This window comes from Phenylobacterium sp. (assembly GCF_004299445.1).
Classification (GTDB): Bacteria; Pseudomonadota; Alphaproteobacteria; order Caulobacterales; family Caulobacteraceae; genus Phenylobacterium.
In genome coordinates, this window is the sequence record NZ_SCTC01000035.1 from 82,896 (window position 1) to 106,368 (window position 23,473).

Here is a 23,473-nt window from a genome sequence, read left to right on the forward strand (position 1 = left end):
CGCTCACGCCTCCTTCTGGCCGGAGGCGCGCTTGATGGCGGCGCGGATGCGGACGTACGTGGCGCAGCGGCAGATGTTGCCGTTCATCGCCTCATCGATCTGGGCGTCGGTGGGCTTGGGCGTCTTGGCCAGCAGCGCGGTGGCGCTCATGATCTGGCCGGCCTGGCAGTAACCGCACTGGGCCACGTCCAGCTCCATCCAGGCCGCCTGGACCTTCTTGCCGACGGCGTTCTTGGACATGCCCTCAATGGTCGAGATCTTGGCCTTGCCGATGCTCTCCACCGGGATCTGGCACGAGCGCATCGCCTGGCCGTCCACGTGCACCGTGCAGGCGCCGCAGGCCGCGACGCCGCAGCCGTACTTGGTGCCCACCATGCCCAGCGTATCGCGTAGGACCCATAGAAGGGGCGTATCCCCCTCGACATCGGCGCTGAGCGCCTTGCCGTTCACGTTCAGCGTATAGGCCATGCGAGCGTCTCCCGTTCGAAGCAATGGTACCGCGCAGATCGGGCATGGCAAAGGCGCGTGTACTCGGCGGAATGGTGATTTCAGCACAAAAGCACGCGGCGACGGCGCCCGGCCCGCCTAGATGCGTCCCATGGGGAAATGGATGTCGGCCCGAAAACCCTCGGGATCGAAATGCGCCTCGACCCGGCCCCCGTTGTTGCGCAGCGACACGTCCAGCAGCCGGGTGCCGAATCCGCGGCTCGACGGCGCCGTGACGAGAGGTCCGCCCTGCTCCTGCCAGCGCAGGTGAACGTGCCCTTGCGGAGCGTCCAGGACGCAGAGCCGGACCCGGCCCGTGGTCGACGACAGCGCGCCGTACTTCACCGCATTCGTGGCGAGCTCGTGGATGAGAAGGGCGACGGCGACTACGGCGTCATTGGCGACCTGGATCTCGCGCACGCCAGGGCCGATGTCGAAGCGGTTCGCGTCGAACGGGGTCAGCGCCCGGCCCAGCAGGTCGCCCAACGGCAGCGAGCGGCCGGCCACCTGGGTCACCAGTTCCTGACAGTCGACCATCGCGTGCAGGCGCGCCGTCAGGACGTCGGCGAAGGCCTTCACGTCGGTGGCGTTGCGCGCCGTCTGCGACACGATCGTCATCATGATCATGAAGCCGTTCTTGGCGCGGTGGGCCAGCTCGCGCAGGACCAGGCTGCGGCGCTGTTCGGCGGTCTTGCGGTCGGTGATGTCCAGCGTGGCGCCCACCACACGGCGGACCCCCTCCGCATCCTTCACCACCCGCGCGCGCTGCTGCAGCCACCGCGAGGCGCCGTCCGGTCCCGGGGGAGTCCGGAACTCGCAGATCAACTCGCCCCCTTCGGGCCGGTCGGCGGCTTCGCGATAGGTGGCCTGCACCGCCTCCAGGTCGTCGGGATGCACCTGGCCCAGGTAGTCGTCGATCACCACGGGGCGGTCGTGCGTGATCCCCAGAAGCTCGCGGTTTCGGTCGTTCCAGGTCAGCGCGCCCTTGCGGACGTCCCATTCCCAGACGCCCAACCCCGCGGCGTCCACGGCCGCTTCCAGCCGGCGCAGCCGCTCCCGCAGGCTGTCGATCGAGTCCTGCTCGTCGGCGTTCAAATCAGACCCCAACACACCAGTATGCGACGCGTCGAATGTACGAACGCCGCCTAAGCCGCGTACTTGGCGTATCGCGTTATTGCAACATGCGCACGGCAAGGAATTGCAGGGTTCTGCGACCTATGCGCGCGGCAGAACAACCAAAGCGTCGGGCAACTCGTTGGGATTGTCGCCCGGTCTTGCCGGGAACCGCTCGGCCAGGATGTCGGCGCAGAGGCCGATGGCCCGGCCGAATCCGGTCGCCACGTCGCCCCCTCGCAGCCCTTCGACCAGGGCCGCCATCGGCTTGTCCCAGGTCCCCTCCGCCACGTGCTGGTGGATCGTCTCGTCGGCGATCAGCTCGGCCATCCGCTCCGCCATCGAAACATAGATCAGCACACCCGTCCGCTCGCGGGTGGCGTGCAGGTTCTTGGACAGGAACTGCTCCTCGGCGCGCTGGCGCACCCTGTCCCGCTTCATGCCGCGCGGAGTCAGCGCCCGGCGCACCGGCGGGATGGCGACCAGGAACAACGTCACCACGAAGAGTACGACCTGCAGCATCAGGGTCCCGACCAGCGCGGCCCGCGCCGTGGCCTCGCCCACATCCTCCACCTGCGCCGCCGTCCAGCCGCCGAACATGCCGATGTCGGGCGCCGTCACCTCCACGCCGGCCAGGAGCAGGATCGCCGGAGCCAGCAGGGCGACGCCCGCGCCCCAGGCCAGCGGGGTGGCGTGATAGTCGGCGCTCTCCTCGGCGACCACGCAGTAGATCTCGCCGGTCGTGCGGGCCTCGGCCGCACGCACCGCGGCCTCGATGGCGGCCAGGTCTGCCGAATTCAGGGCGCTCACGCTCATCACCAGCTCCCCGACGCGCCGCCGCCTCCGCCGGAACCGCCGCCGCCGGAGAAGCCCCCGCCGCCGCCGAATCCGCCGCCGCTCCAGCCGCCGCCCCGCCGACTTGCGCCATCCAGGATCATGGGCAGCAGCCACCACAGGCCGCTGCCCCCGAACCGGCGCCGCACGCCGAACATCCGCAGCACGCCGCTCAGCAGCCAGAGGACGATGAAGATGAAGACGATCGGCAGCACGAACGACACGTCCGAGCCGCCGTCGGTCGCCGCGGCCTTCTGGGCCTCCGCCTCGGCCACCGCCGCCTGGGCCTGGTCGGCGGGCAGGCCGATCTGGCGCACGATCTGTTCGGCGCCGGCCACCACGCCGTCCTCGTACCGCCCCTCGCGGAACGCCGGCAGGATCGCGCGGTGGATGATGAGGCTGGAGAGCGCGTCCGTCAGCACCGGCTCCAGGCCATAGCCCACCTCGATGCGGACCTTCTTCTCGTTCGGGGCCACGATCAGGATCGCCCCGTCGTCCTCGCCCTTGCGCCCGATGCCCCAGGTCCGCAGCAGCTGGTAACCGTAGTCCTCGATCTCATAGCCCTGCAGCGTCGGCAGGGTGGCGACCACCAGTTGGTGGCCGGTCTGCCTCTCCAGCGCCGCCAGCTCGGCGGTCAGCTTGGCCTCGGCCGCCGGCGATAGGATCTCGGCATTGTCGACCACCCGCCCGGTCAGCGGCGGGAACTTCGGCGCCGCAAGCGCGACCGTCGGCAGGAAGATCAGCGCGACAAGCAGCGACCACGTCGCCAGCAAGACGGAAAGGCCCGCGAACCTGCTCATCCGACCCGCTGCGCGGGCCGCCGTCTCCCGCAAGGGGAGAAGGCCTGCGTGCGAACCCCCCATCTATTTCGGCGGCGGCGAGCCGGGGGCTGCGCCGGCGGGCGGCGTCCCGACCGCCGGGGCGCCGAAGTCCACCGTCGGGGCGGACTGCGCGGTGGCCGTGGCCTGGAACAGTTCCATGGGCTTGGACCCGCCGTGCACGGTCTTGGCCCAGATGATCTGCGGGAAGGTCCTGAGCGTCGTGTTGTAGTCGCGGACGGCCTCGTTGTAGTCCTTCCGCGCGACCGTGATGCGGTTCTCGGTGCCTTCCAGCTGCGACTGCAGCGCCAGGAAATTCTCGTTCGATTTCAGGTCGGGATAGGCCTCCTGCAGCACCCGCATCGGGGCCAGGGCCAGCGACAGGTTGTTCTGCGCCGCCGCATACCGCTGGAAGGCGGCCGGGTCCTGGGTGATCCCGGGGTCGGAGCGCACCTGCAGGGCGTTGGCGCGCGCCTGGGTCACCCCGATCAGCACGCTGGACTCCTGGGCCGCATAGCCCTTCACCGTGGCCACCAGATTGGGGATCAGGTCGGCACGGCGCTGGTACTGGTTCTGCACCTCGGCCCACTGGGCTTTGGCGCGCTCTTCCTGAGTGGGGATCGTATTGATCCCGCAGGCCGCCAGCGTCAGCGGCATCGCGATCAGCAGCGCAAGACGCGCCATCCATCGGGTAAACGTCATCGTCTCTCCCCAGGCTCGGGCCCGTCGTGTCGCCGATACTTGGCCCCGGCATTGATCCAGCGCAACGGCGGCGGCACAAGGCGCCGATGGCCAAACCGTATTACACGCCGGGCAGCCTCAGCGCCGCCCATTACGACATGATCACCGGCCTCGATGTCCGGCTCCGCGGCGATGAGGACATCTATGCCGGACTGGTTCCGGAAGGCGGATCGGTGCTGGAGCTGGGCGCCGGCACGGGGCGGCTGACGGCGGGCCTCGCGGGACGGGGCCACCCCATCGTCGGCGTCGACATCTCGCCCACCATGCTGGCCCAGGCGCAGGCGCGGCTGGCCGGCCTGCCCGAGGAGGTTCGCGCCCGCATCCAGATGGTGCGCGGCGACATGACCTCGCTGGATCTCAAGCGCACGTTCGATCTGGTGTTCCTGCCCTTCTTCACCCTGGCCCACGTGCCCGCCGGCGCGGCGTGGAAGAACACCTTCGCCGTCGTGGCCCGGCACATGGCGGAGGGCGCGTTGGCCGCCTGCCACCTGCCGCGCATCGAGGTGATGAAGCTGCCGCCGCCGGCCGCGAAGCACCTGCCGGTCATGGACCAGCCGCTGCCCGACGGTCGTCGCCTGCTGATGTTCGTCAAGGAGCGCACCTTCCGCGAAGGCGTGAACCGCCTCGACCAGGTGCTGGAGTACGCCGTCGCCGAGCCGGGCGGCCACATCGTCCAGCGCAGCCCCGAGCGACTGACCTTCTACATGTCTGACCCCACGCCACTGGCCGCCACCGCCGGCCTCGTCCTGGATCGCGACCCGATCAACCTGGGCGACGTGGGCGATGTCTGGGTGTTCCGCAGGGCCTAGCGCCCCGAGGCTGCGCCGCGCCATAGTCGCCGCGTCACACGCGGGGGACGCATGGACGATCTCATCGTCGGCACGCCACTCTGGATCCTGGCCATCGTGCTGTTCGTGGCCCTGATGGCCGCGATGGAAGCTGGCCGCTGGCTGCGGCGGCGCCTGGCCCGCAACCCCGACGGCGAGGCGGCCGAGCACGACTACATCTTCAACGGCGTGCTGGGCCTGCTGGCGCTGCTGATCGCCTTCACCTTCGGCCTGGCGCTCGACCGCTACGACGCCCGACGCGAGCTGGTCGTGGACGAGGCCAACGCCATCGGCACGGCCGAAATGCGGGTGCGCCTGCTGGACAGCCAGGATGGCCCGCGGCTGGCCGGCCTGCTGCGCACCTACGCCGACACCCGCCTGCGCTACGGCGAGGCCAGCGCGGCCGCCAAGCCGCCCCTGCGGGCGGCCTCGCAGGCCCTGCGCGCGCGGATCGAAAGCGAGACGATCACCGCCCTGCGGCCCATCGCGACCACGCCGCTCGCGGCGATGATCACGCCGGCGGTCAACGAGGCGCTGGACATCGGCGTCACCCGCGAGGCCACGCACGCGTCGCGGATTCCTACGATGGTGCTGGGGGTGCTGGCCGTCTACGCGCTGATCTCGGCGGGGGTCCTCGGCTCGGCCCTCGATGCTGCGGGCCGCCGCGGCCGGGGGATGAGCACGCTGCTGTTTCTGCTGCTCACCCTGGCGATCACGGTGATCCTGGATCTGGACCGCCCGCAGGAAGGCGCGATCCGCATCAGTCAGCAGCCGCTGCGCGACCTCGTGGCCGGCTTCGTCTCTACGCCACGGCCTTCAGTCGAGACGCCACAACCGTCACCGGCCACGCCGGCTTTGCCGGCCGCTGGCGGATCTTCTCGCCCTTGAGCCAGATGAACAGCGCCTCCCAGTGGATGGCGCCGACCACGCCGATGGTCATCCAGGGATGGGTCAGCCAAGCCCGCGCGAGGTTGCGGTCCGTGAGGTCCTGCCGCTCGGCCACGAAGCCGGTCGCCAGCACGCGTCCCTCGGCGTCGTCCACGTCGACCAGCACCTGGACCTGCTCAGATGGCGGCCGGACGCGGAACGCATAGCTGAGGTCCATGTCCATGAAGGGCGAGACGTAGAAGCCCTTCTCGCAGGCCTGCTTCACGATCGGCGCGTCTTCAGCCGGGATCAGATAGCTGTGCCGCTCGCCGAAGGTGTTGTTCACCTCGTAGAGGATCGCCGACAGGGCGCCGTCGGGCTGGTGGCAGAAGTAGACGGTCAGCGGGTTGAACCCCAGGCCCAGGATGCGCGGCATCGCCAGCATGCGGATCGGCCCGCCATGGGCGATTCCGGCGGCGGCGAGCTGGGCTTCCACCTGGGCCTTCAGCGGGGTCGCCGAGCCGTCGCCGTGCTGGCGAGGATCGAAGCCGGTGAGATTGAAGCGCCTCAGCGAGAAGAGCTTCAGATCCCGGTCCAGCGCCGCCACCTCGTCCAGGTCCAGCAGCAGCATGAAGATGCGGTAGCGCAGGCTGTGCCGCCGGGGCTTCATCCGGGTGTGGCTGACCACCCCGGGGTAGAGCCCGGACGCGAACACCTCAGGCGGCCTCTTCCAGGGCCCGTTCGCGGACGTGGATGCGGCTGCTCTCGCCCTCGACCGTCCACGGCCGGCGCACACCGCCCAACTGCTCGGCCACCGCCAGGCCCGACTGCAGCGCGTCCTCGTGGAAGCCGTGGCCCAGGTAGCTGCCGCAGAACCAGGTGCGCCGCGCGCCCTGAATGTCCCAGATCTGCTGCTGGGCGGCGATGGCGCCGGCGTCGAACAGCGGATGTTCGTAGATCTCGGTCCGGATCAGCTTGTCCGCCGCGATCTCCTTGTTGGGATTGAGCGTGACGAACAGCTCTGGCGCGCCCTTCAGGCTCTGCAGGCGGTTCATCCAGTAGGTCACCGCGCCCTCGCCCGGCTTGTCGCGCATGCCGATGTGGTTCCAGCTGGTCCAGGCCCGGCGGCGCCTGGGCATCAGCACGGTGTCGGTATGCAGCGCGACCATGTTGCGGGCGTAACGGAAACAGCCCAGCAGGCGTTGCTCCTCAGGGCTCGCATCGTCCAGCAGCGCCAGCGCGGTGTCGCCGTGGGTGGCGAGCACCACCTGGTCGAAGCGCTCGCGCGCGCCGCCCGCCAGGCGAACCTCTGCGCCGTTGGCGTCGCGGCGAACGCCGGCCACGCGAACGCCCTTGCGCACCTCGCCGCGGTAGGCCGCGCTCAGCTTCGCCACATATGCCCGGCTGCCGCCCTCGACCGTGCGCCACAGCCCGCGGCCGGTGATCGTCATCATGCCGTGGTTGAGAAAGAAGCGGATCAGCGAGGCGGCCGGATAGGCGCCGATCTGGTCCAGGGGCGTCGACCAGATGGCCGCCGCCTGGGGCAGCAGGTGGTCGTCGCGGAAGGCGTCGCCGTAGCCCTTGGCCTTCAGATAGTCGCCCAGCGGGGTGGCGTTCCGCTCGAGCTCGGCCAGATCCTTGGGCGCATGGCGGAAGAAGCGATTGATATCGCGCAGCAGGCCCCAGAACCGCAGCGACAGCAGGTTGCGCTTCTGGGCGAAGATGCCGCCCAGGCCGAAGCTGGAGTATTCAAAGGCCCCGTCGTCCAGCGAGACGCTCAGCGACATGTCGGCATAGAGGCTGGGCACGCCCAGATGCTCCAGCAGCGCCGTGAAGTTGGGGTAGTTGCCCTCGTTGTAGACGATGAAGCCGGTGTCGACCGGAACCGGGCCGTGGTGGCCGGGCGCCTCGGCGGTGTTGGCGTGGCCGCCCAGGCGGGGGTCGGCCTCGAACAGGGTGACGTCGTGCTTTTCCGAGAGCAGCCAGGCCGCGGACAGACCCGCGATTCCGGCCCCGATCACGGCCACGCTCAGCCGTTCACCACCGCTCATACTGTCTCCAACCCTCCGTGCACGCGCCAGACCTGGCGCGCGTTCCCGCCGCCAGAGTGCTTAGCAAATGCTACGGCCCCATCACAGGGGCGGATGCGTCTGGTCGCGGATCGTGGTCGTATGCCTGGGGGATACATTCATGCTGCTTCAGATCGAACTTTTCGTGCTCGCCGCCATGCTGGTGGTGATGGTCGCGGCCTGGGCCTACGGGCTGGCCGTGAAGAACGGCGGCTGGACCGACGTCTTCTGGACGTGGGGCACCGGCGTGGTGCTGGCGGCCGCGGCGGTCGTCGCCAGCCCGGACACCGGATCCTGGATGCGCTGGATCGTCCCCGGGATGATCTTCCTCTGGGCGCTGCGGCTGGGCGCATACCTCACGCCGCGGGTCGCAAAGCACCCTGAGGACACACGCTACGCCGCCTTCCGCGAGGGCGACCCGAAGGCCTACCCGCTGAAGATGCTGTTTGTGACCTTGCCCCAGGCGCCGGCGACCGCCCTGCTGGGGCTGTCGGTCGTCGTCGCGGCCATGCATCCGCCGGCGCTGGAGGTTCGCTACGACTTGGGCCTGGCGGTCTTCGTGGCGGCCGTCGGCCTGGAGGGGATTTCCGACAGCCAGATGAAGGCGTTCCGCGCCAACCCCGCCAACAAGGGCAAGGTCATGGAGACCGGCCTCTGGGCGTGGTCGCGGCATCCGAACTACTTCTTCCAGTGGCTTGGTTGGCTGGCCTACCCCGTCATCGCGCTGGACCCGTCGCTTCCCGTCACCTGGCTCACGCTCGTGGGCCCGGCTGTCATGTTCGGCCTGCTCCGCTATGTCTCCGGCGTCCCGCCGCTGGAGGAGGCCATGCTCAAGTCCCGCGGCGACAAGTTCCGCGACTACCAGAAGCGCGTCAGCGTCTTCTTCCCCCTTCCTCCCAAACAGCAGTCCTGAGTCCGCATGAGCTTCACCTCCGCCATCATCGACACGTTCGAAGGCGCGCCGCTGCCCGACGTCGTCCGCAAGACCGCGATCCACCTGCTCGTGGCCAATGCGCGGCGCGAGCATTCCAAGGCCGGCCCCGGGACCGAGGCCGCCTTCGCCCGCGACATGGCCGAGCACCCGATCGCGGCCCACACCGACGCGGCCAACGCCCAGCACTATGAGGTGCCGGCGGACTTCTTCCTGAACTGCCTGGGCCCGCAGCTGAAGTACTCGTCGTGCCTCTACAAGACCCCCGGCGACGGCATCGCCGAGGCCGAGGAGCACGCGCTGAAGGAGACCGCCGAGCACGCCGACCTGCAGGACGGACAGCGCATCCTGGAGCTGGGCTGCGGCTGGGGCTCACTGTCGCTGTGGATGGCCAAGACCTATCCGAACGCGCGCATCACCTCGGTCTCGAATTCCGCCAGCCAGAAGACCTTCATCATGGCCCGGGCGCAGGAACGCGGCCTCTCCAACCTCGAGGTCATCACCTGCGACATGAACGACTTCGAGGCGCCGGGCGAATTCGACCGCGTCGTCTCGGTCGAGATGTTCGAGCACATGTCGAACTGGCGCGCGCTGCTGGGTCGGGTGAAGACCTGGCTGAAGCCCGAGGGCCGCCTGTTCATCCACGTCTTCACGCACAAGACCACGCCCTACCGGTTCGACCTCGACGACGAGGCCGACTGGATCGGCAAGTACTTCTTCTCGGGCGGCGTGATGCCCAGCCACGGGCTGATGGCCCAGTTCCCCGACCTGTTCACCGTCGAGCAGGACTGGCGCTGGAGCGGGACGCACTACGAGAAGACCGCGCTGCACTGGCTTGAAGCCTACGACCGCAACATCGCGAAGATCCGGCCTGTGCTGGAGGCGACCTATGGCAAGGACGCCACGCTGTGGCATCGTCGCTGGCGGCTGTTCTTCCTCGCCACCGCGGGCCTCTTCGGCCACCGTGGCGGGACGGAATGGGGCGTGAGCCACTACAGACTGAAGCCTGCGTAAGGCAGCAAGAGGGGCGGACTATGGGACGGCTGATCGGGGTCTATCTGGCGACCGGGATCGCCTTCGCGATCGTGGACTACATCTGGCTGACCCAGTTCGGGCCCAAGGTGTACTTCCCCACGCTGGACCCGGTGGCCCTGCCGTCGGCCCGGCTCCCGCCGGCGGTGGTGTTCTATCTCGCCTACATCGCCGGGGTCCTGGCCCTGGTGGTCTACCCGCGGAAGGACGAGCCCCTGCTGCGCTCGACGCTGTACGGCGGCCTCCTGGGCGCCATGTGCTACGCCACCTACGACCTGACCAACCAGGCGACGCTCAAGGTCTGGTCCACGCACATCACCGTCATCGACATCGCCTGGGGCACGTTCATCACCGCCTTCGGCGCCACCGTCGGCGGCTGGGTGCTGCGGCGGATGTCCCGCTAGGGGTAGCCGTATTTCAGGCGCAGGTAGGGGAATTCGCCCGAGTCTGACGGGGGCCGGGCGAGATCCGCCGCCGGCGGGAGGTTCCACAGGTTGGGCGCACCGGGCGGCAGAGCCACCAGGCCCAGGTCGCCCTTGCCTGGATCCTCGGGCTGGCGCTTGGGGGCGGCCGGTGTGGCGAACGGCGAGAAGAACCAGAACAGGCTGTACCCTTCGGGCGCGAGAACGGCGGCGATCGCCTCGCGGTCGGCCAGCGCGTTGCGGTGGGTCTCGATCAGCCACAGCGGCCGGCTCTCGCGCAGCAGGCGTCGCGCGCCGCGCACCACCGACGGCTCGAAGCCCTCGACATCCACCTTTACCAGCCGGGTATCGGCCGGCGCGATGTCGTCCAAGGGCCGGACGCCCACCTTTCGCGTCCCCGGCATGCCCTCGGCATTGAAGCCCAGCCGCCCGAAGTTGCCGCGGAACCAGAGCTCGGCCGCCGGGAAGTCGGCGACGCCGGCCTCCTCACCGGCCGCTACCGAAAACACCTCGACGTTGGAGATGGCGTTGCGCTGGGCGCCTTCGCGCACCAGGTCGGCCATTTGGTAGAACGCCTCGATCCCGATCGTCCGCCAGCCGGGCCGCGCCGCCGCGAACGGCAGCAGCAGCGTGCCGACGTGCGCGCCGACGTCCACCAGAGTCCCGGACGCGCCCTCGGCATAGGCCAGCATCAGGTCCAGCTCGGGCCGGGCGAACTCCCCATAGTCGCGGAGGCTTGCGCCGACGGCGGTGTCGAGCGCCGGGTAGCGGAACGTCAGGCCGTAGGCTTCGGTCTCTTCGATCACGGCGGATAATTAGCAGCGGCGACCGCACTGGTCGATTGTCCCGCGAACCCGCGCCATGCCATGGTCTGTTTCGAAAGTCGGGCATAATATACGACGTAAAATCGAACGGAGGGATGGATGGACGCGGTGATCGAACGGGCCGGACTGGATCAGCGCCTCGAGACGGCGGCGATGACGGGCATGACGACGGCGGTCTGGGCCGAGCATCAGCCCGACAAGGCCGCGGTGATCGACCCCGACGGCCGCACCCGCTCGTTCGTCGAGGTCAACCGCAACGCCAACCGCATCGTGCGCCTGCTGCGGGACGCGGGCCTCAAGGCCGGCGACGCGGTCGCGGTGCTGATGTCCAATCGCGGCGAGTTCATCGAGATCCAGGCCGCCACCCTGCGCGGCGGGTTCCGCATCACGCCGATCAACTGGCACCTGACCACCGACGAGATCGCCTACATCCTCAACGACTGCGAGGCCCAGGCGCTGTTCGCCGAGGCCCGCATCGCCGCCTCGGCGCCGGCCGCAGCCGAGGCCCCGGGCCTCCGGCTGAAGGTCAGTGTGGGCGGGGCCATCGATGGCTTCCAGGACTATGACGCGGCCCTGGCCAGCCTGGACGGATCCGACATCGCCGACCCGTCGCTGGGCAACCAGATGCTCTACACCTCAGGCACGACCGGCCGGCCCAAGGGCGTGTTCCGCGCGACTCCGGCGGTGACGCCCCAGGCGATGTACGCACTGCGCGGCTACGACGCCCATTCGGTTCAGCTGTGCGCCGGGCCGGCCTATCACGCCGCGCCGCTGGCGTTCGACGTGCGCGCCGCCATGGGCGCGGGCGCCACGTTGGTGTTCCTCGACAAGTGGGACAGCGAGCACACCCTGCGCACCATCCAGGACCGCAAGGTGACCCACATGCACCTGGTGCCGATCATGTTCCAGCGGCTGCTGGCCCTGCCCGACGAGGTGAAGGCCCGCTACGACATCTCGTCGGTCAAATACATCATCCACGGCGCGGCCCCGTGCCCGCCCGAGGTGAAGCACGCCATGATCGCCTGGTTCGGCCCGGTGATCAGCGAGTACTACGCCGGCTCGGAAGGCGGCGCGGGCTTCATGATCAACTCCGAGGAGTGGCTGCGCAAGCCGGGTTCGGTGGGCAAGAAGCCCGAACTGCTGGGCTCCAAGATCCTGGACGAGCAGGGGAACGAGTGCCCGCCGAACGTCTCGGGCACGATCTACCACCAGCTGCCGCCGGGCGGCGGCTTCACCTACTACAAGGACGAGAAGAAGACCCAGGCCAGCCGCGTCGGCGACTATTTCACCATGGGCGACATGGGCTACTTCGACGACGACGGGTACCTGTTCCTCACCGGCCGCAGCGCCGAGACGATCATCTCGGGCGGGGTCAACATCTATCCCCAGGAGATCGACAACGAGCTGATCAAGCACGAGGCGGTCGCCGACAGCGCCACCGTCGGCGTGCCGCACGACGAGTGGGGCGAACAGGTGAAGGCGGTCATCATGCTGAAGCCCGGCTACGAGCCCTCGGACCTGCTGGCCCAGGAGATCCTGGCCTTCGCCCGCGACAGCCTGCCCGGCTTCAAGGTCCCCCGCAGCCTAGACTTCGTGACCAGCCTGCCCCGCTCAGAAGCGGGCAAGATCCAGCGCGGCAAGGTGCGCGCGCCCTACTGGGAAGGCCGCGCCCGGCAGATCTAGGCGGGCGCTGCGGCCGCCCTCAGGCTCATGCCGTCCTGAGGGTTTTCCAGGTCCGAAAAGCGCTTAAGGTCCCGCGATACTCTTTCAGGGGCCTCTCAGTGAAACAGCTTCTCGCCGGCGCGCTCGCCGCCGCTCTCCTCGTCGCGCCGGCTGCGGCGCAGACCAATCCGACCACCTTCGTGCAGGCCGGCCGCGTGCTGGTCGATCCGGCCACCGGCAAGGTCGAGACCCAGAAGACCCTGGTCGTCCAGAACGGCAAGGTGGTGCGCATCGCCGACGGCTTCGTCGCCGAGCCGGGCGGCAAGGTCGTGGACCTGAAGTCGGCCTTCGTCCTGCCCGGCTTCATCGACAGCCACGTCCATCTGACGGGACAGCAAAACCCGAACTCGCGCCTTGAGGAAGTGACCCAGTCATCAGCCGAGCAGGCCATGGTGGCCGCCCGCTATGCGAAGAAGACCCTGCTGGCCGGCTTCACCACCGTGGCCGACCTGGGCGCCGACGACGACGCCATCTTCGCGCTGCGCAAGGCGATCGCGCTGGGCGACGTGCCGGGCCCGCGGATCGTCGCCTCGGGCAGCGCGATCTCGATCCACGGCGGCCACGGCGACGTCAACGGCTTCCGCGAGGACGTGATGCACGTCCTGCGGCCGGGCTCGGTGTGCTCGGGCGCCGCCGACTGCTCGCGCGCGGTGCGCGAACAGGCCTGGAAAGGCGCCGACGTCATCAAGATCACGGCCACCGGCGGCGTGCTCTCCAACACCGCCGCGGGCCTGGCCCAGCAGTTCTCCGAGGACGAGCTGAAGGCCATCGTCGAGTCCGCCCACCGGATGGGCCGCCGCGTCACCGCCCACGCCCACGGCGGCGACGGCATCCTGAGCTTCCTGAAGGCCGGCGGCGACTCGATCGAGCACGGCACCTTCCTCGACGCCGAGGGCATCGCGCTGATGAAGAAGAACGGCGCCTACCTGGTGCCCACCCTGATGGCCGGCGACTTCGTCTACCGGGTGGCCTCGGGCCCGAACAACTTCCTCACCCCCGCTCAGTCGGCCAAGGCGCTGGAGGCAGGCCCTAAGATGCTCGACATGGCGCGCCGCGCGCACGCGGGCGGCGTGAAGATCGCCTTCGGCACCGATACCGGCGTCTCGGCCCACGGCGACAACGCGGGCGAGTTCGCGCTGCTGGTGAAGGCGGGCCTGACCCCGCTGGAAGCTATCCAGGCCGCCACCGTCAACGCCGCCGACCACCTGCAGCTCTCGTCGGTCACCGGCTCGCTGACCCCCGGCCACGCCGCCGACCTCGTCGCCGTCGACGGCGACCCGCTGAAGGACGTCGCCGTGCTGACCAAGGTGCGTTTCGTGATGAAGGAAGGCGTGATTCATAAGGGGCCCTCCCTCCCTTAATGGGGAGGGACAGATCGCGAAGCGATCAGGGTGGGGAGGTGTCCGATCCTCCCCGACCTCTCAGTTCCGGCCCACACTTCCCCACCCTGGCGGCTCCGCCGCCTGTCCCCCCCCATTAAGGGAGGGAGGGAAATGCGGCGAAACCAACCGTGTTTGGCCGCGCACGGCGGCGCAGGGCATAAGCCGCGGCCATGATTCCGTTCATCGATCTGCAGGCTCAGCGCGCCCGCCTGGGCCAACCCCTCGAAGACGCGATCCTCAAGGTGGTGCGCTCGGGCGCCTACATCATGGGCCCCGAGATCGCCCAGCTCGAGGCCGAGCTCTGCGCCTTCGGCCAGGCGCCGCACGCGTTGGCGTGCGGCTCGGGCACCGAGGCGCTGGTGCTGCCGCTGATGGCCTGGGAGATCGGGCCCGGCGACGCGGTCTTCTGCCCATCGTTCACCTTCGCCGCGACCGCCGAGGTCATGCCGCTGGTGGGCGCCTCGCCCGTGTTCGTCGACGTGCTGCCCGACACCTACAACATCGATCCGCTGAAACTGGACGCCGCGATCGCCGCCGTGAAGGCCGAGGGCAAGCTTAAGCCGCGCGCAGTCATCGCCGTGGACCTCTTCGGCCAGCCGGCCGACTACCCCGCGATCAAGGCTGTTACGGACCGGTACGGACTAAAGCTGATCGCCGACTCCGCGCAGGGCTTTGGCTGCACACTGGATGGACACCATCCGATCCATTGGGCCGACGCCACAACCACCTCGTTCTTCCCGGCCAAGCCGCTGGGTTGCTACGGCGACGGCGGGGCGGTGCTGTCGAAGGACGCCCGCTTTCACGACCTGCTGGTGTCGCTCCGCGTCCACGGCCAGGCCGTGAAATCGGATCTCGAGGGCCGCACCTTCGACCACGATCCCAAGTATCTGAACATGCGCGTGGGCATGAACAGCCGCATGGACACCCTCCAGGCCGCCGTCCTCCTGCAGAAGCTGACCATCTTCGCCGACGAGATCGCGGCCCGGAACAAGGTCGCAGCCCGCTATGCCGAGGGCCTGGGTGACGTGGTCCGCGCGCCGCCGGTCATCGCGGGAGGCACGTCGGTCTGGGCCCAGTACGTCATCGAGACCGACGACCGCGACGGCCTGGCCGCCCACCTTCGCGGCGAGGGCGTGCCGACGGCCGTCTACTATCCCGTCCCGCTACACATCCAGGCGCCCTACCGCCACTATCCCCAGCCCGGCGGCCTGCCGGTCACCGAAGCGGCCGCCGGCAAGGTGCTGGCGCTGCCCATGCACGCCTATCTCGCGCCCGAGACCCAGGACACGATCATCGCGGCCATCCGCAACTACGTGAAGCGGAACGGCTGAGGGCCGCCACGCAGCCTCGAGTTGCTTGACCCCCGCCTCCATGAGGCAGACCGTCGCCGCGGTTAACACCAAGGGGGGTGAGCGATGATGTTCCAAAAGACGGCCGCGATCGCCGCGTCTGTGCTGCTGGCAGGCCTTGCCGGTTGCGCCAAGCCCGAGACGGCCGCCGCGCCAGCCGCGGTGGATACCGCCAAGGTCGCCGAGACCATCAAGGCCGACGTCAACCAGTTGGTGGCCGACTTCATGTCGAAGGACGTCGACAAGGCGGTCAGCCACGACGCGCCCGACTATGTGGGCATGTTCCACGGCCAGCCCAATGTGGTGGGGCCGGCCGGCGACGCCGAGATCACCAAGCTGCAGATGGCCGACCCCAACGCGGACCTGAAGATCACGATCGATGCGGTCGATGTCGCCCAGGCCGGCGACATGGCCGTGGCCCGCACCACCTACGCCTATACCTTCAGCGATCCCGCGACGAAGGCGGCCAAGACCGAGCATGGCAACTGGGTTCTGGGCTACAAGAAGCAGGCCGATGGCGCCTACAAGGTGGCCTGGGCCGTCGTGTCGGATACGCCGGCGCCGGCTGCTGCGGCGCCCGCCGCAAAGTAGTGCTCCGGCGCCCCGCAGGCCGCGCCCGCGGCCTGCGGTCAGCTGAGACTGCCTACGATCGAGGCGCGCTGGGAGAGTTCGATCCAGTTGCCGTCAGGGTCGCGCACCATCGAGATCCGCGCGGTGGTTCCCAGCGTGACCGGAGCCAGCGCCTCGCGACCGCCTTTGGCCAGGACCTGGGCGTGCTCGTCATCGACCTTGAAGACCTGGAAGGTGATGTAGCGCCAGCCCGGCCCCTGCATCTGGGCGTCCGCCGGGGCGGACGGATCGGCCTCCAGGAGGACGAGGCTCTCGCCGGCGCGGAACACGCCCGGCCGCTCCTCTGGCAGACCCAGCGCCTCGCCGTAGAAGCGCCTGTGGGCGTCGAGGTCGCGGACGCCGATCCGCACGCCGATCTGCCCCACGCCCTCGTGGCCCGGCGGAACCAGGCTCACCCGGTTGCCTTCCGGATCGGCCATCGTCCGCGGCGCCGTCAGCCCCTCACGCGCGATGACCAGTTCGCGATAGCCGCTGGGCGGGTTGGCCGGCAGCGGGCCCACGTGGTGGTTGATCTTCAGCACGCTGCCCAGCACGTCGTGGCGGTGCTGGTCCTGGCCCCGGCGGATCGGCAGCACGTGATCCAGCGGCGCGCCCACTTCGCCCTGCCAGAAGGCGAGCATGGGTTCGAGGTCGTTGGTGGCGAGGCCGATGTCGAGCCGTGGCTTGGCGAGCTGCATGCCGTCCTCCCCTTGCGTCAGCACCATGGTCATGGAATGTCTGGCGTCAAACAAGCGTTTGAGGAGGATGTCCCATGAAAGCCGCCGTCTATTACGAAAACGGCCCGCCGGACGTCCTGAAGTACGAGGACGTTCCCGATCCTCAGTGCCATCCCAAGGGTATCGTGATCCGCGTCGAGGCCGTGGCTATCGAGGGCGGCGACACCCTGAACCGCTTCGGCGGCCCGCTCATGACCCACCCGCACGTGGTCGGCTACCAGGCCGCCGGCGAGGTGATCGAGGTCGGCAGCGAGGTCACCAACCACAAGGTCGGCGACAAGGTCTGCACCACCGGCGGCTGGGGCAGCCACGCCGAATTGCGCGCCGTCTCGGCCAAGACCGCGTGGAAGGTGCCGGACGGCCTGTCGACCAAGGAAGCCGCGGTGATCCCGGTCACCTTCGGCACCGCCGACGACTGCCTGTTCGAGTTCGGCCGCCTGAAGGCGGGCGAGGTGGCGTTGATCCAGGCCGGCGCCTCGGGCGTGGGCGTGGCGGCGATCCAGCTGGCCGCCAAGGCCGGCGCCTCGATGGTCATCGCCACGGCCTCGTCCGACGAACGGCTCGAGAAGCTCAAGGCCCTCGGGATGACCCACGGCATCAACTACAAGACCCACGACGTGGTCGAAGAGGTGATGCGCATCACCAACAAGAAGGGCGCCGACGTCGTGGTCGACTCCGTCGGCGGCGCCACGCTGCAGGGCTCGATCCTCAGCCTCGCCTACCGCGGCCGGGTCTCCAGCGTGGGCCAGGCGGGGCGAGACCGGCAGAAGATGGACCTGTCGACCCTGATGGGCGGCAATCGCACGATCTCAGGCGTCTTCCTGGGCGCCGAGATCAACACCGACCGCGTGCAGAAGAGCATCACCAGCCTGATCGACCGCGTGGCCAAGGGCGAGCTGAAGGTGCTGATCGACCGCGAGTTCCCGCTGTCGGAGGCCGCCGCCGCGCACGCCTACATCGAGAGCCGGGCGGCTGTGGGGCGCGTGTTGTTGATTCCGTAGAGGGAGCGCCGGGGCGAGCGGGCGAAGATCGTCAGCCGAAGATTTTCAGCCAGAGTCCAGCCAAGCCGAGCAGGATGAACGCCCACATCGCCAGGGACAACAGCAAGGGAACGATCACGCGCATGCTTCGGGTCCGCCCCTCCCCCCGGGCGACTCTTTCATCAATGATTGGCGCACTCGGGCGCCGAAGACCAGAGACTTCACGCGTACGGGTGTGTGCCGTCCACACGGCACAACCCTCAGGAGTCCCACCAGGAGGAGAAACCGATGCCGAAAGCTCGTAGCGGCGGCGCCGTCGAGATCGAATACGAGGTCTTCGGCGACGGTCCCGAGACCATTCTGCTGATCAACGGGCTGGGGTCGCAGATGACCCGCTGGCCCGAGGCGTTCTGCGCCAAGCTCGTAGCCAAGGGGTATCGCGCCATCCGGATGGACAACCGCGACACCGGCCTCTCCACCTGGTTCCAGTCGGGCCAGCGCTACACCCTGAAGGACATGGCCGCCGACGCGATGGCCGTCCTGGACGCCGTCGGCGTGGCGAAGGCCCACATCGCCGGCGTCTCCATGGGCGGGATGATCGTCCAGCGCATCGCCATCGACTACCCGGCGCGCGTGCTGTCGCTCACGTCGATCATGTCGGCGCCCAGCGGCGACGTGGTGGCGACGCCCGAGGCGATGGCGGTGATCAGCAACCCCCCGCCGGACCCGGCCGCCGACTACGAGGCCTTCATCGCCCACGGCATGAAGAACGCCCGCACCATCGGCAGCCCCGCCTATCCCTGGACCGACGAGGAGCTGCGGGCCCGTGTGGTGGCCGAGCATGCGCGCGCGTTCAACCCGGCCGGCGTGGGCCGCCAGCGTCAGGCCATCGGCGCCGACGGCGACCGGACGCCGGAGTTGAAGACGCTCAATGTGCCGACGGTCGTCCTGCACGGCGCCGACGACCCACTGGTCCAGCCCGTGGGCGGCGTCGACACGGCCAACGCCATCCCCGGCGCCGAGCTGCGCATCATCCCCGGCATGGGCCACGACCTGCCGCCGGGCCTCTACGACACCTTTGTCGACGCGATCCTCGCGGCGGCGACCCGCGCCAAGACCACCGTATGACGCGGTCCTAGCGCCCCCTCCACCGCTTCGCGGTCCCCCTCCCCCATTGGCATGGGGGAGGAACTGATGCGTCGATGGCCCCAGTTCCTCACCCGCTTGCGGGGGAGGGGGACCGCGAAGCGGTGGAGGGGGCGCTGGGCTCGCACCGATATTCGCCTTTGTGAGGAACACCATGGGACGTCTTTCCGGCCGCACGGCCGTCATCACCGGCGCAGGCAGCGGCATCGGCCGGGCGGCGGCCAAGCTGTTCGCGGCCGAAGGCGCGGCCGTCATCTGCGCCGACATTACCGACGCGGTTTCGGCCACCGCGGCAGCGATCAACGAGGCCGGCGGCAAGGCGATCGCCATCCAGGGCGACGCGGGCGACGACGCCTTCGTGAAGTCGCTGGTCGACCGGGCCGAGGCGGACTTCGGCGGCCTCGACGTCTTCTGGGCCAACGCCGGCATCTCGGGCGGCTTCGCGCCGCTGCACGAGCAGACCGCCGACTACTGGTCCAACATCCTGCGGGTGAACCTGATCGGCCCCTTCCTGGCGGTGAAGCACGCCAGCGCGGCGATGATCCCCCGCGGCCGTGGCGCGATCATCTGCACGGCTTCGGTGGCGGGCATCCGCTCCGGCGCCGGCGGCCCCGCCTATTCGGCGTCCAAGGCGGGCGTGATCAACTTGGTGCAGACCGCCGCCAATGAGCTCTACGGCACGGGGATCCGGGTCAACGCCGTGGCCCCCGGCCTGATCGAGACAGGCATGACCAAGCCGATCTTCGACGGCGCCCGGGCCCGCGGCAACGAGGACAAGATCGGCCAGCTGAACCCCACGACCCGCTACGGCGAGCCCGAGGAGATCGCGCGGGCGGGCCTGTTCCTGGCCTCGGACGACGCCAGCTACGTCAACGGCCAGACCCTGGCGGTGGACGGCGGCCTGTCCACCTCGCACCCGGTGGTCCGCCGCAAGCGATGATTATTCTCGTCCGGCACGGCGAGACCTTCTGGAACCGCGAAGGGCGCATCCAGGGCCACACCGAGAGCGACCTGACGCCGCTGGGCGAGCGTCAGGCCGCGGCGATGGCCGGGCTGGCGGCCGACCTGGTCCGCGCCGAGGGACCTGAGGGTTGGCGGCTGATCTCGAGCCCCATCGGTCGGGCCCAGCGCACCGCCGGCTTCGTGGCCGAGGCCACGGGATTGCCGATCGAAACGGACGCAAGGTTGGCTGAGATCTGCTGCGGGGCGTGGGAGGGCAGGTTGCGCTCCGAGATCGCCCACATTCACCCGGAGGTCTTCGCCACCCGCGAGTGGTTCTTCGGCGCGCCCGGCGGCGAGACCTTCGAGGACGTCACCGCCCGCGCCTCGGACTGGCTGGGAACGCTTCCGCCCGAACCTGAGCGCCGCATCATCGCCGTCAGCCACGGCGTCTGGGGCCGCCTGCTGCGCGGGGCCTACGCGGGGCTCGACCGGCAGGCGACCCTGGACCAGGACGTCCCGCAGGACGCCGTCTTCCGCCTGCACAACGGCCAGGTCGACCGTCTCGAGTGCGAACCGCTGGACTGACCTGGGCGGGCGTTCGCCGATCACCGCGGCAGGGGCTGCGACACCGAGCCATGCTGCACCGCACACTCAATTTGGGTAGTTCACGCCCGCAACCGCCGAATTCGGGGCGCGGTGGGTGCGTCTTTTAACCTTTTCAAGGCGTAGTGGCGTTGATGCACCCGGTTCGCCCTTTCTTCGCAGCCGCAACCGCCAGCCTGGCGCTGGCCGGCGCCGCCATGGCCGCCCCTCTGCCCAGCGCCGTCGGCGCCGATCAGATCAACGGCGGCTTCCAGGCGATGCGGGACTTCAACCTCATCGTCCTGAAGGACCTCCAGTCGACCTCCGAGGTCCAGGGGCGGACGTTCGTGGGCGGCAACCTGAAGGGCGGGTCCTCGTCGAACTACCTGACCTCGCCGGGGGCCCAGGGGACGGGCGGCGTGGCCCTCACCGTCGGCGGCGACGTCACGGGCGGCGCGAAGAACATCAACAACGGCGGCAGCCTCAAGGTGGGCGGCAACCTCGACTCCGGCGCCAACATGAACGGCGGCGGCTCGGTGAAGGTCGACGGCAACGTCAAGAAGGTCAACGCCAACGGCGCCTCGGTCTATGCCGGCGGCAATGTCGAAGGCACCAACGCCAAGGACATCTACTACGGCGGCGCGATCAAGACCTCGAACGGGACCAAGCACGCCGGCGACAAGAGCGCAGACGGTCTCCAGGCGGCGATCGAGGAACAGGCCGCGATCTACGAGCAGGAGCTGATGGCGACGTCGGACTACCTGGCCGACCTGGACGCCACCGCCATCATGACCACCACCAGCCAGCAGGCGATCTTCAAGCCGGACGTCGGCTCGGGCGTGGCGGTCTTCTCGATCAGCGACCTGAAAGGCCAGCTGACAGGCAAGACTGAGTTGGTCGTCGAGGCGCCGACGAGCTACGACCTCATCGTGATCAACGTGGCCGGCGCGAAGGTCAGCCTGCCGAACAGCATCAACTTCAACGGCCCGACCAACCTGGGCCAGAAGGTGATCTGGAACTTCTTCGAGGCCACCAGCATCGATCTGGGCTCCAAGAGCTGGTACGGCTCGGTGCTCGCGCCCAAGGCCGACCTGAAGATCGGCAACTTCATCCAGGGCTCGGTCGTCGCCCGAAGCCTGGTTCAGAACGGCGCGATCAAGATGGACAACTATCGCTCGTCGGTCACCGTCGCCGAATTCGCCGGCGGCGTGCCCGAACCGGCCACCTGGGCGATGATGATCATGGGCTTCGGCGCGATCGGCGCCGTGATCCGTCGCCGCCGGGCCGCGCTGGCCTAGCCAATCGCCGGGGGTTCCTCCCGACGGGCCGGGTGCGGTAGAAGCTCCGACCGCTTCCCAAGACCGTCGCTTTCAGGACCATGGCCGGACACTCAAAGTTCAAGAACATCATGCACCGCAAGGGCCGCGCCGACAGCGCCCGGTCCAAGCTGTTCTCCAAGCTTTCGCGCGAGATCACCGTGGCGGCCAAGATGGGTCTGCCCGACCCGGCGATGAACGCCCGCCTGCGCCTGGCCGTGAACAACGCCAAGGCCGAGTCCCTGCCCAAGGACGTCATCGAGCGCGCCATCAAGAAGGCCTCTGGCAACGACGCCGAAAGCTATGACGAGATCCGCTACGAAGGCTTCGGTCCCGGCGGCGTGGGCATCATCGTCGAGGCGCTGACCGACAATCGCAACCGCTCGGCCTCGACCGTACGCTCCACCTTCACCAAGTGCGGCGGCAATCTGGGCGAGACCGGCTCGGTATCGTTCATGTGGGATCGCGTGGGCCGGATCGTCTACGGCCCCGAGGCCGGATCCGAGGACAAGGTGATGGAAGCCGCCATCGAGGCCGGCGCTGACGACGTCGAATCCGACGAGGACGGCCACACCATCTACACGGCCTTCGAGACCCTTTCCGAAGTGGCCGCGGCGCTGGAAGTCGCCCTGGGCGCCGCCAAGTCGACCCAGCACGCCTGGAAGCCGAAGGCGCTCACGCCCCTGTCCGGCGACGCCGTCGGCACGCTGATGAAGCTGATCGAGACCCTGGAAGACGACGACGACATCCAGAACGTCTACTCCAACGCCGACATCTCGGCCGAGGACCTGGAGAAGCTGGCCGGCTGATGGCGCCCAAGCACGAACCCGAGGTCACCGACCTCGAGCGGTACCGCAAGGCCAAGGCCAAGGCCGAAGCCGAGAAGCGCAAGCCGCCCCCGCGCCCCAAGGCGCCCGGCCAGTCGTTCCTGGGGTCGAACCCTCGGGCGGGTCTGATCCTGGCGATCGTGGTCGTCGTCGCGCTGGCGCTCTGGCTCGCACCGCGCTTCCTATAGGCGATGGCCTACGCCCTTGACCCCGTCGTCGCCGACTATGCCCTGCCCCTCGCGGCGGCGGCTCTGGCCGGGGGCCTGGTGGGGCTGGAACGCGAGCTGCGAGGCCACCCGGCCGGCCTTCGCACCCACATTCTCGTCTGCCTGACCGCGACGCTGCTGATGCTGGCGGCGACGCGGCAGATGGACTGGGCCGGATCCTTCCCGGCCGAGGTGGTCCGCATCGACCCGGTTCGGATGGCGCATGGCGTGCTGACCGGCATCGGATTCCTCTGCGGCGGCGTGATCTTCCGCCACGGACTCTCGGTCCACGGGCTGACAACGGCGGCCTCTCTGTGGATCACCTCGGCGCTGGGGGTCCTGTTCGGCGTCGGCCTGTACGGTCTGGGGCTGTCCGCCACCCTCATCGTTCTCGCGGCGCTGGTCGGCCTGCGCTGGGTCGACGAGCGCCTGCCGCGCGAGCGCGTGACCGAGATCACCGTCGGATACGTTCGCGACGGCCCTCCGCCGGCCGGCGCCTTCCGAGCCCTGCTGACCGACCTGGGGCTCAGACCGGGCAAGCTCGGCCATCGGCTCTGCGACGACGGCCGGACGGTCGAACTCATGGCCCGCATGCGCCTCCGCGGCGGGGTGCGCGGGCGCGATATCGCCGAGCGGCTCCTGGCGGATCCCCGCGTCGTGCGCTTTGAAGTCTTGCCCGACAGCGACTGACAGTAGGCGCCGGAACGGAAG

At 69.1% G+C, this 23,473-nt stretch carries 26 protein-coding genes; 17 read left to right on the forward strand and 9 right to left on the reverse strand.

Features of this window, described 5'->3' with window-relative positions; translation table 11 throughout:
* Window positions 1-3 precede the first annotated feature (3 nt).
* The 5 genes from EPN98_RS08415 to EPN98_RS08435 form a co-directional block, all read right to left on the reverse strand.
* Window positions 4-468: a (2Fe-2S)-binding protein gene (locus EPN98_RS08415; RefSeq protein ID WP_293362234.1), complete on the reverse strand. Its 465-nt coding sequence runs from the start codon at window positions 466-468 to the stop codon at window positions 4-6.
* Between the two features lie 117 nt (window positions 469-585).
* Window positions 586-1,581, reverse strand: a complete 996-nt coding sequence (locus EPN98_RS08420; protein WP_293362235.1) for an HWE histidine kinase domain-containing protein — start codon at window positions 1,579-1,581, stop codon at window positions 586-588.
* 120 nt (window positions 1,582-1,701) lie between these two features.
* A complete protein-coding gene (locus EPN98_RS08425) occupies window positions 1,702-2,415 on the reverse strand; it encodes a TPM domain-containing protein (RefSeq protein ID WP_293362236.1) in 714 nt (237 codons plus the stop codon).
* Entirely contained in the window at window positions 2,415-3,233 is an 819-nt protein-coding gene (locus EPN98_RS08430; protein WP_293362237.1) for a YgcG family protein, read from the reverse strand. The genes EPN98_RS08425 and EPN98_RS08430 overlap by 1 nt, the downstream gene beginning before the upstream one ends.
* 63 nt (window positions 3,234-3,296) lie before the next feature.
* On the reverse strand, window positions 3,297-3,953 hold the full coding sequence (locus EPN98_RS08435) for a LemA family protein (protein WP_293362238.1): 657 nt from the start codon (window positions 3,951-3,953) through the stop codon (window positions 3,297-3,299).
* Window positions 3,954-4,039: 86 nt separating this feature from the next.
* Here EPN98_RS08435 and EPN98_RS08440 point away from each other — a divergent pair, with 86 nt between their 5' ends.
* Together EPN98_RS08440 and EPN98_RS08445 are read left to right on the forward strand one after the other, a co-directional pair.
* Entirely contained in the window at window positions 4,040-4,801 is a 762-nt protein-coding gene (locus tag EPN98_RS08440; RefSeq protein ID WP_293362239.1) for a class I SAM-dependent methyltransferase, read from the forward strand.
* A gap of 51 nt (window positions 4,802-4,852) precedes the next feature.
* Entirely contained in the window at window positions 4,853-5,707 is an 855-nt protein-coding gene (locus tag EPN98_RS08445) for a hypothetical protein (protein ID WP_293362240.1), read from the forward strand.
* On the opposite strand, the gene EPN98_RS08450 is transcribed toward EPN98_RS08445, so the two are convergent.
* Both EPN98_RS08450 and EPN98_RS08455 read right to left on the reverse strand, forming a co-directional pair.
* A complete protein-coding gene (locus EPN98_RS08450) occupies window positions 5,622-6,401 on the reverse strand; it encodes a DUF1365 domain-containing protein (RefSeq protein WP_293362241.1) in 780 nt (259 codons plus the stop codon). The genes EPN98_RS08445 and EPN98_RS08450 overlap by 86 nt on opposite strands.
* Before the next feature lies 1 nt (window position 6,402).
* Entirely contained in the window at window positions 6,403-7,737 is a 1,335-nt protein-coding gene (locus tag EPN98_RS08455) for an FAD-dependent oxidoreductase (RefSeq protein ID WP_293362242.1), read from the reverse strand.
* A gap of 139 nt (window positions 7,738-7,876) precedes the next feature.
* Here EPN98_RS08455 and EPN98_RS08460 point away from each other — a divergent pair, with 139 nt between their 5' ends.
* The 3 genes from EPN98_RS08460 to EPN98_RS08470 are packed head-to-tail and all read left to right on the forward strand — an operon-like array spanning window position 7,877 to window position 10,122.
* On the forward strand, window positions 7,877-8,668 hold the full coding sequence (locus tag EPN98_RS08460; protein WP_293362243.1) for a DUF1295 domain-containing protein: 792 nt from the start codon (window positions 7,877-7,879) through the stop codon (window positions 8,666-8,668).
* Between the two features lie 6 nt (window positions 8,669-8,674).
* Complete coding sequence (locus tag EPN98_RS08465) at window positions 8,675-9,700, forward strand: cyclopropane-fatty-acyl-phospholipid synthase family protein (protein ID WP_293362244.1); 1,026 nt, start codon at window positions 8,675-8,677, stop codon at window positions 9,698-9,700.
* A 20-nt stretch (window positions 9,701-9,720) separates the two neighbouring features.
* On the forward strand, window positions 9,721-10,122 hold the full coding sequence (locus tag EPN98_RS08470) for a DUF2177 family protein (RefSeq protein WP_293362245.1): 402 nt from the start codon (window positions 9,721-9,723) through the stop codon (window positions 10,120-10,122).
* Here the strand turns inward: EPN98_RS08470 and EPN98_RS08475 are convergent.
* Window positions 10,119-10,946 carry an FkbM family methyltransferase gene (locus tag EPN98_RS08475; protein ID WP_293362246.1) on the reverse strand — a complete coding sequence of 276 codons (828 nt, stop codon included), beginning with the start codon at window positions 10,944-10,946 and terminating at the stop codon, window positions 10,119-10,121. The two genes, EPN98_RS08470 and EPN98_RS08475, sit on opposite strands and share 4 nt — an antisense overlap.
* Before the next feature lie 117 nt (window positions 10,947-11,063).
* Here EPN98_RS08475 and EPN98_RS08480 point away from each other — a divergent pair, with 117 nt between their 5' ends.
* The 4 genes from EPN98_RS08480 to EPN98_RS08495 all read left to right on the forward strand — a co-directional run bounded on the left by EPN98_RS08480 (window position 11,064) and on the right by EPN98_RS08495 (window position 16,008).
* Window positions 11,064-12,647, forward strand: coding sequence for an AMP-binding protein (locus tag EPN98_RS08480; RefSeq protein ID WP_293362247.1), 1,584 nt, complete (start codon window positions 11,064-11,066; stop codon window positions 12,645-12,647).
* A 98-nt stretch (window positions 12,648-12,745) separates the two neighbouring features.
* On the forward strand, window positions 12,746-14,047 hold the full coding sequence (locus tag EPN98_RS08485; RefSeq protein ID WP_293362248.1) for an amidohydrolase family protein: 1,302 nt from the start codon (window positions 12,746-12,748) through the stop codon (window positions 14,045-14,047).
* A gap of 191 nt (window positions 14,048-14,238) precedes the next feature.
* Window positions 14,239-15,399 (forward strand): DegT/DnrJ/EryC1/StrS aminotransferase family protein, encoded by a 1,161-nt coding sequence (locus EPN98_RS08490; RefSeq protein WP_293362249.1) that lies wholly within the window; start codon window positions 14,239-14,241, stop codon window positions 15,397-15,399.
* An 84-nt stretch (window positions 15,400-15,483) separates the two neighbouring features.
* The gene (locus EPN98_RS08495; protein ID WP_293362250.1) at window positions 15,484-16,008 is read left to right on the forward strand and encodes a nuclear transport factor 2 family protein; all 525 of its coding nucleotides are present in this window, start codon (window positions 15,484-15,486) and stop codon (window positions 16,006-16,008) included.
* A gap of 38 nt (window positions 16,009-16,046) precedes the next feature.
* On the opposite strand, the gene EPN98_RS08500 is transcribed toward EPN98_RS08495, so the two are convergent.
* Window positions 16,047-16,757: a VOC family protein gene (locus EPN98_RS08500; protein ID WP_293362251.1), complete on the reverse strand. Its 711-nt coding sequence runs from the start codon at window positions 16,755-16,757 to the stop codon at window positions 16,047-16,049.
* A 41-nt stretch (window positions 16,758-16,798) separates the two neighbouring features.
* Between EPN98_RS08500 and EPN98_RS08505 the strand changes: the two genes are divergently transcribed.
* From EPN98_RS08505 to EPN98_RS08540, 8 genes are all read left to right on the forward strand, one after another.
* A complete protein-coding gene (locus tag EPN98_RS08505) occupies window positions 16,799-17,764 on the forward strand; it encodes a zinc-binding alcohol dehydrogenase family protein (protein WP_293362252.1) in 966 nt (321 codons plus the stop codon).
* A 267-nt stretch (window positions 17,765-18,031) separates the two neighbouring features.
* Window positions 18,032-18,871 (forward strand): alpha/beta hydrolase, encoded by an 840-nt coding sequence (locus EPN98_RS08510; RefSeq protein WP_293362253.1) that lies wholly within the window; start codon window positions 18,032-18,034, stop codon window positions 18,869-18,871.
* Window positions 18,872-19,043: 172 nt separating this feature from the next.
* Window positions 19,044-19,829: an SDR family NAD(P)-dependent oxidoreductase gene (locus EPN98_RS08515; protein WP_293362254.1), complete on the forward strand. Its 786-nt coding sequence runs from the start codon at window positions 19,044-19,046 to the stop codon at window positions 19,827-19,829.
* Window positions 19,826-20,416, forward strand: coding sequence for a histidine phosphatase family protein (locus tag EPN98_RS08520; protein WP_293362255.1), 591 nt, complete (start codon window positions 19,826-19,828; stop codon window positions 20,414-20,416). The genes EPN98_RS08515 and EPN98_RS08520 overlap by 4 nt, the downstream gene beginning before the upstream one ends.
* A 152-nt stretch (window positions 20,417-20,568) precedes the next feature.
* On the forward strand, window positions 20,569-21,711 hold the full coding sequence (locus tag EPN98_RS08525; RefSeq protein WP_293362256.1) for a collagen-binding domain-containing protein: 1,143 nt from the start codon (window positions 20,569-20,571) through the stop codon (window positions 21,709-21,711).
* An 80-nt stretch (window positions 21,712-21,791) separates the two neighbouring features.
* On the forward strand, window positions 21,792-22,538 hold the full coding sequence (locus tag EPN98_RS08530; RefSeq protein ID WP_293362257.1) for a YebC/PmpR family DNA-binding transcriptional regulator: 747 nt from the start codon (window positions 21,792-21,794) through the stop codon (window positions 22,536-22,538).
* Window positions 22,538-22,744, forward strand: a complete 207-nt coding sequence (locus tag EPN98_RS08535; RefSeq protein ID WP_293362258.1) for a hypothetical protein — start codon at window positions 22,538-22,540, stop codon at window positions 22,742-22,744. The genes EPN98_RS08530 and EPN98_RS08535 overlap by 1 nt, the downstream gene beginning before the upstream one ends.
* A 3-nt stretch (window positions 22,745-22,747) precedes the next feature.
* Window positions 22,748-23,452 (forward strand): MgtC/SapB family protein, encoded by a 705-nt coding sequence (locus tag EPN98_RS08540; RefSeq protein WP_293362259.1) that lies wholly within the window; start codon window positions 22,748-22,750, stop codon window positions 23,450-23,452.
* The last annotated feature ends 21 nt before the right edge of the window (window positions 23,453-23,473 follow it).

Coding starts and splice junctions, on each gene's coding strand:
- EPN98_RS08415 (WP_293362234.1), bottom strand. CDS start 468: ATGGCCTATACGCTGAACGTGAACGGCAAGGCGCTCAGCGCCGATGTC.
- EPN98_RS08425 (WP_293362236.1), bottom strand. CDS start 2,415: ATGAGCGTGAGCGCCCTGAATTCGGCAGACCTGGCCGCCATCGAGGCC.
- EPN98_RS08430 (WP_293362237.1), bottom strand. CDS start 3,233: ATGAGCAGGTTCGCGGGCCTTTCCGTCTTGCTGGCGACGTGGTCGCTG.
- EPN98_RS08435 (WP_293362238.1), bottom strand. CDS start 3,953: ATGACGTTTACCCGATGGATGGCGCGTCTTGCGCTGCTGATCGCGATG.
- EPN98_RS08440 (WP_293362239.1), top strand. CDS start 4,040: ATGGCCAAACCGTATTACACGCCGGGCAGCCTCAGCGCCGCCCATTAC.
- EPN98_RS08445 (WP_293362240.1), top strand. CDS start 4,853: ATGGACGATCTCATCGTCGGCACGCCACTCTGGATCCTGGCCATCGTG.
- EPN98_RS08455 (WP_293362242.1), bottom strand. CDS start 7,737: ATGAGCGGTGGTGAACGGCTGAGCGTGGCCGTGATCGGGGCCGGAATC.
- EPN98_RS08460 (WP_293362243.1), top strand. CDS start 7,877: ATGCTGCTTCAGATCGAACTTTTCGTGCTCGCCGCCATGCTGGTGGTG.
- EPN98_RS08465 (WP_293362244.1), top strand. CDS start 8,675: ATGAGCTTCACCTCCGCCATCATCGACACGTTCGAAGGCGCGCCGCTG.
- EPN98_RS08470 (WP_293362245.1), top strand. CDS start 9,721: ATGGGACGGCTGATCGGGGTCTATCTGGCGACCGGGATCGCCTTCGCG.
- EPN98_RS08480 (WP_293362247.1), top strand. CDS start 11,064: ATGGACGCGGTGATCGAACGGGCCGGACTGGATCAGCGCCTCGAGACG.
- EPN98_RS08490 (WP_293362249.1), top strand. CDS start 14,239: ATGATTCCGTTCATCGATCTGCAGGCTCAGCGCGCCCGCCTGGGCCAA.
- EPN98_RS08495 (WP_293362250.1), top strand. CDS start 15,484: ATGATGTTCCAAAAGACGGCCGCGATCGCCGCGTCTGTGCTGCTGGCA.
- EPN98_RS08500 (WP_293362251.1), bottom strand. CDS start 16,757: ATGACCATGGTGCTGACGCAAGGGGAGGACGGCATGCAGCTCGCCAAG.
- EPN98_RS08505 (WP_293362252.1), top strand. CDS start 16,799: ATGAAAGCCGCCGTCTATTACGAAAACGGCCCGCCGGACGTCCTGAAG.
- EPN98_RS08510 (WP_293362253.1), top strand. CDS start 18,032: ATGCCGAAAGCTCGTAGCGGCGGCGCCGTCGAGATCGAATACGAGGTC.
- EPN98_RS08515 (WP_293362254.1), top strand. CDS start 19,044: ATGGGACGTCTTTCCGGCCGCACGGCCGTCATCACCGGCGCAGGCAGC.
- EPN98_RS08520 (WP_293362255.1), top strand. CDS start 19,826: ATGATTATTCTCGTCCGGCACGGCGAGACCTTCTGGAACCGCGAAGGG.
- EPN98_RS08525 (WP_293362256.1), top strand. CDS start 20,569: ATGCACCCGGTTCGCCCTTTCTTCGCAGCCGCAACCGCCAGCCTGGCG.
- EPN98_RS08530 (WP_293362257.1), top strand. CDS start 21,792: ATGGCCGGACACTCAAAGTTCAAGAACATCATGCACCGCAAGGGCCGC.
- EPN98_RS08535 (WP_293362258.1), top strand. CDS start 22,538: ATGGCGCCCAAGCACGAACCCGAGGTCACCGACCTCGAGCGGTACCGC.
- EPN98_RS08540 (WP_293362259.1), top strand. CDS start 22,748: ATGGCCTACGCCCTTGACCCCGTCGTCGCCGACTATGCCCTGCCCCTC.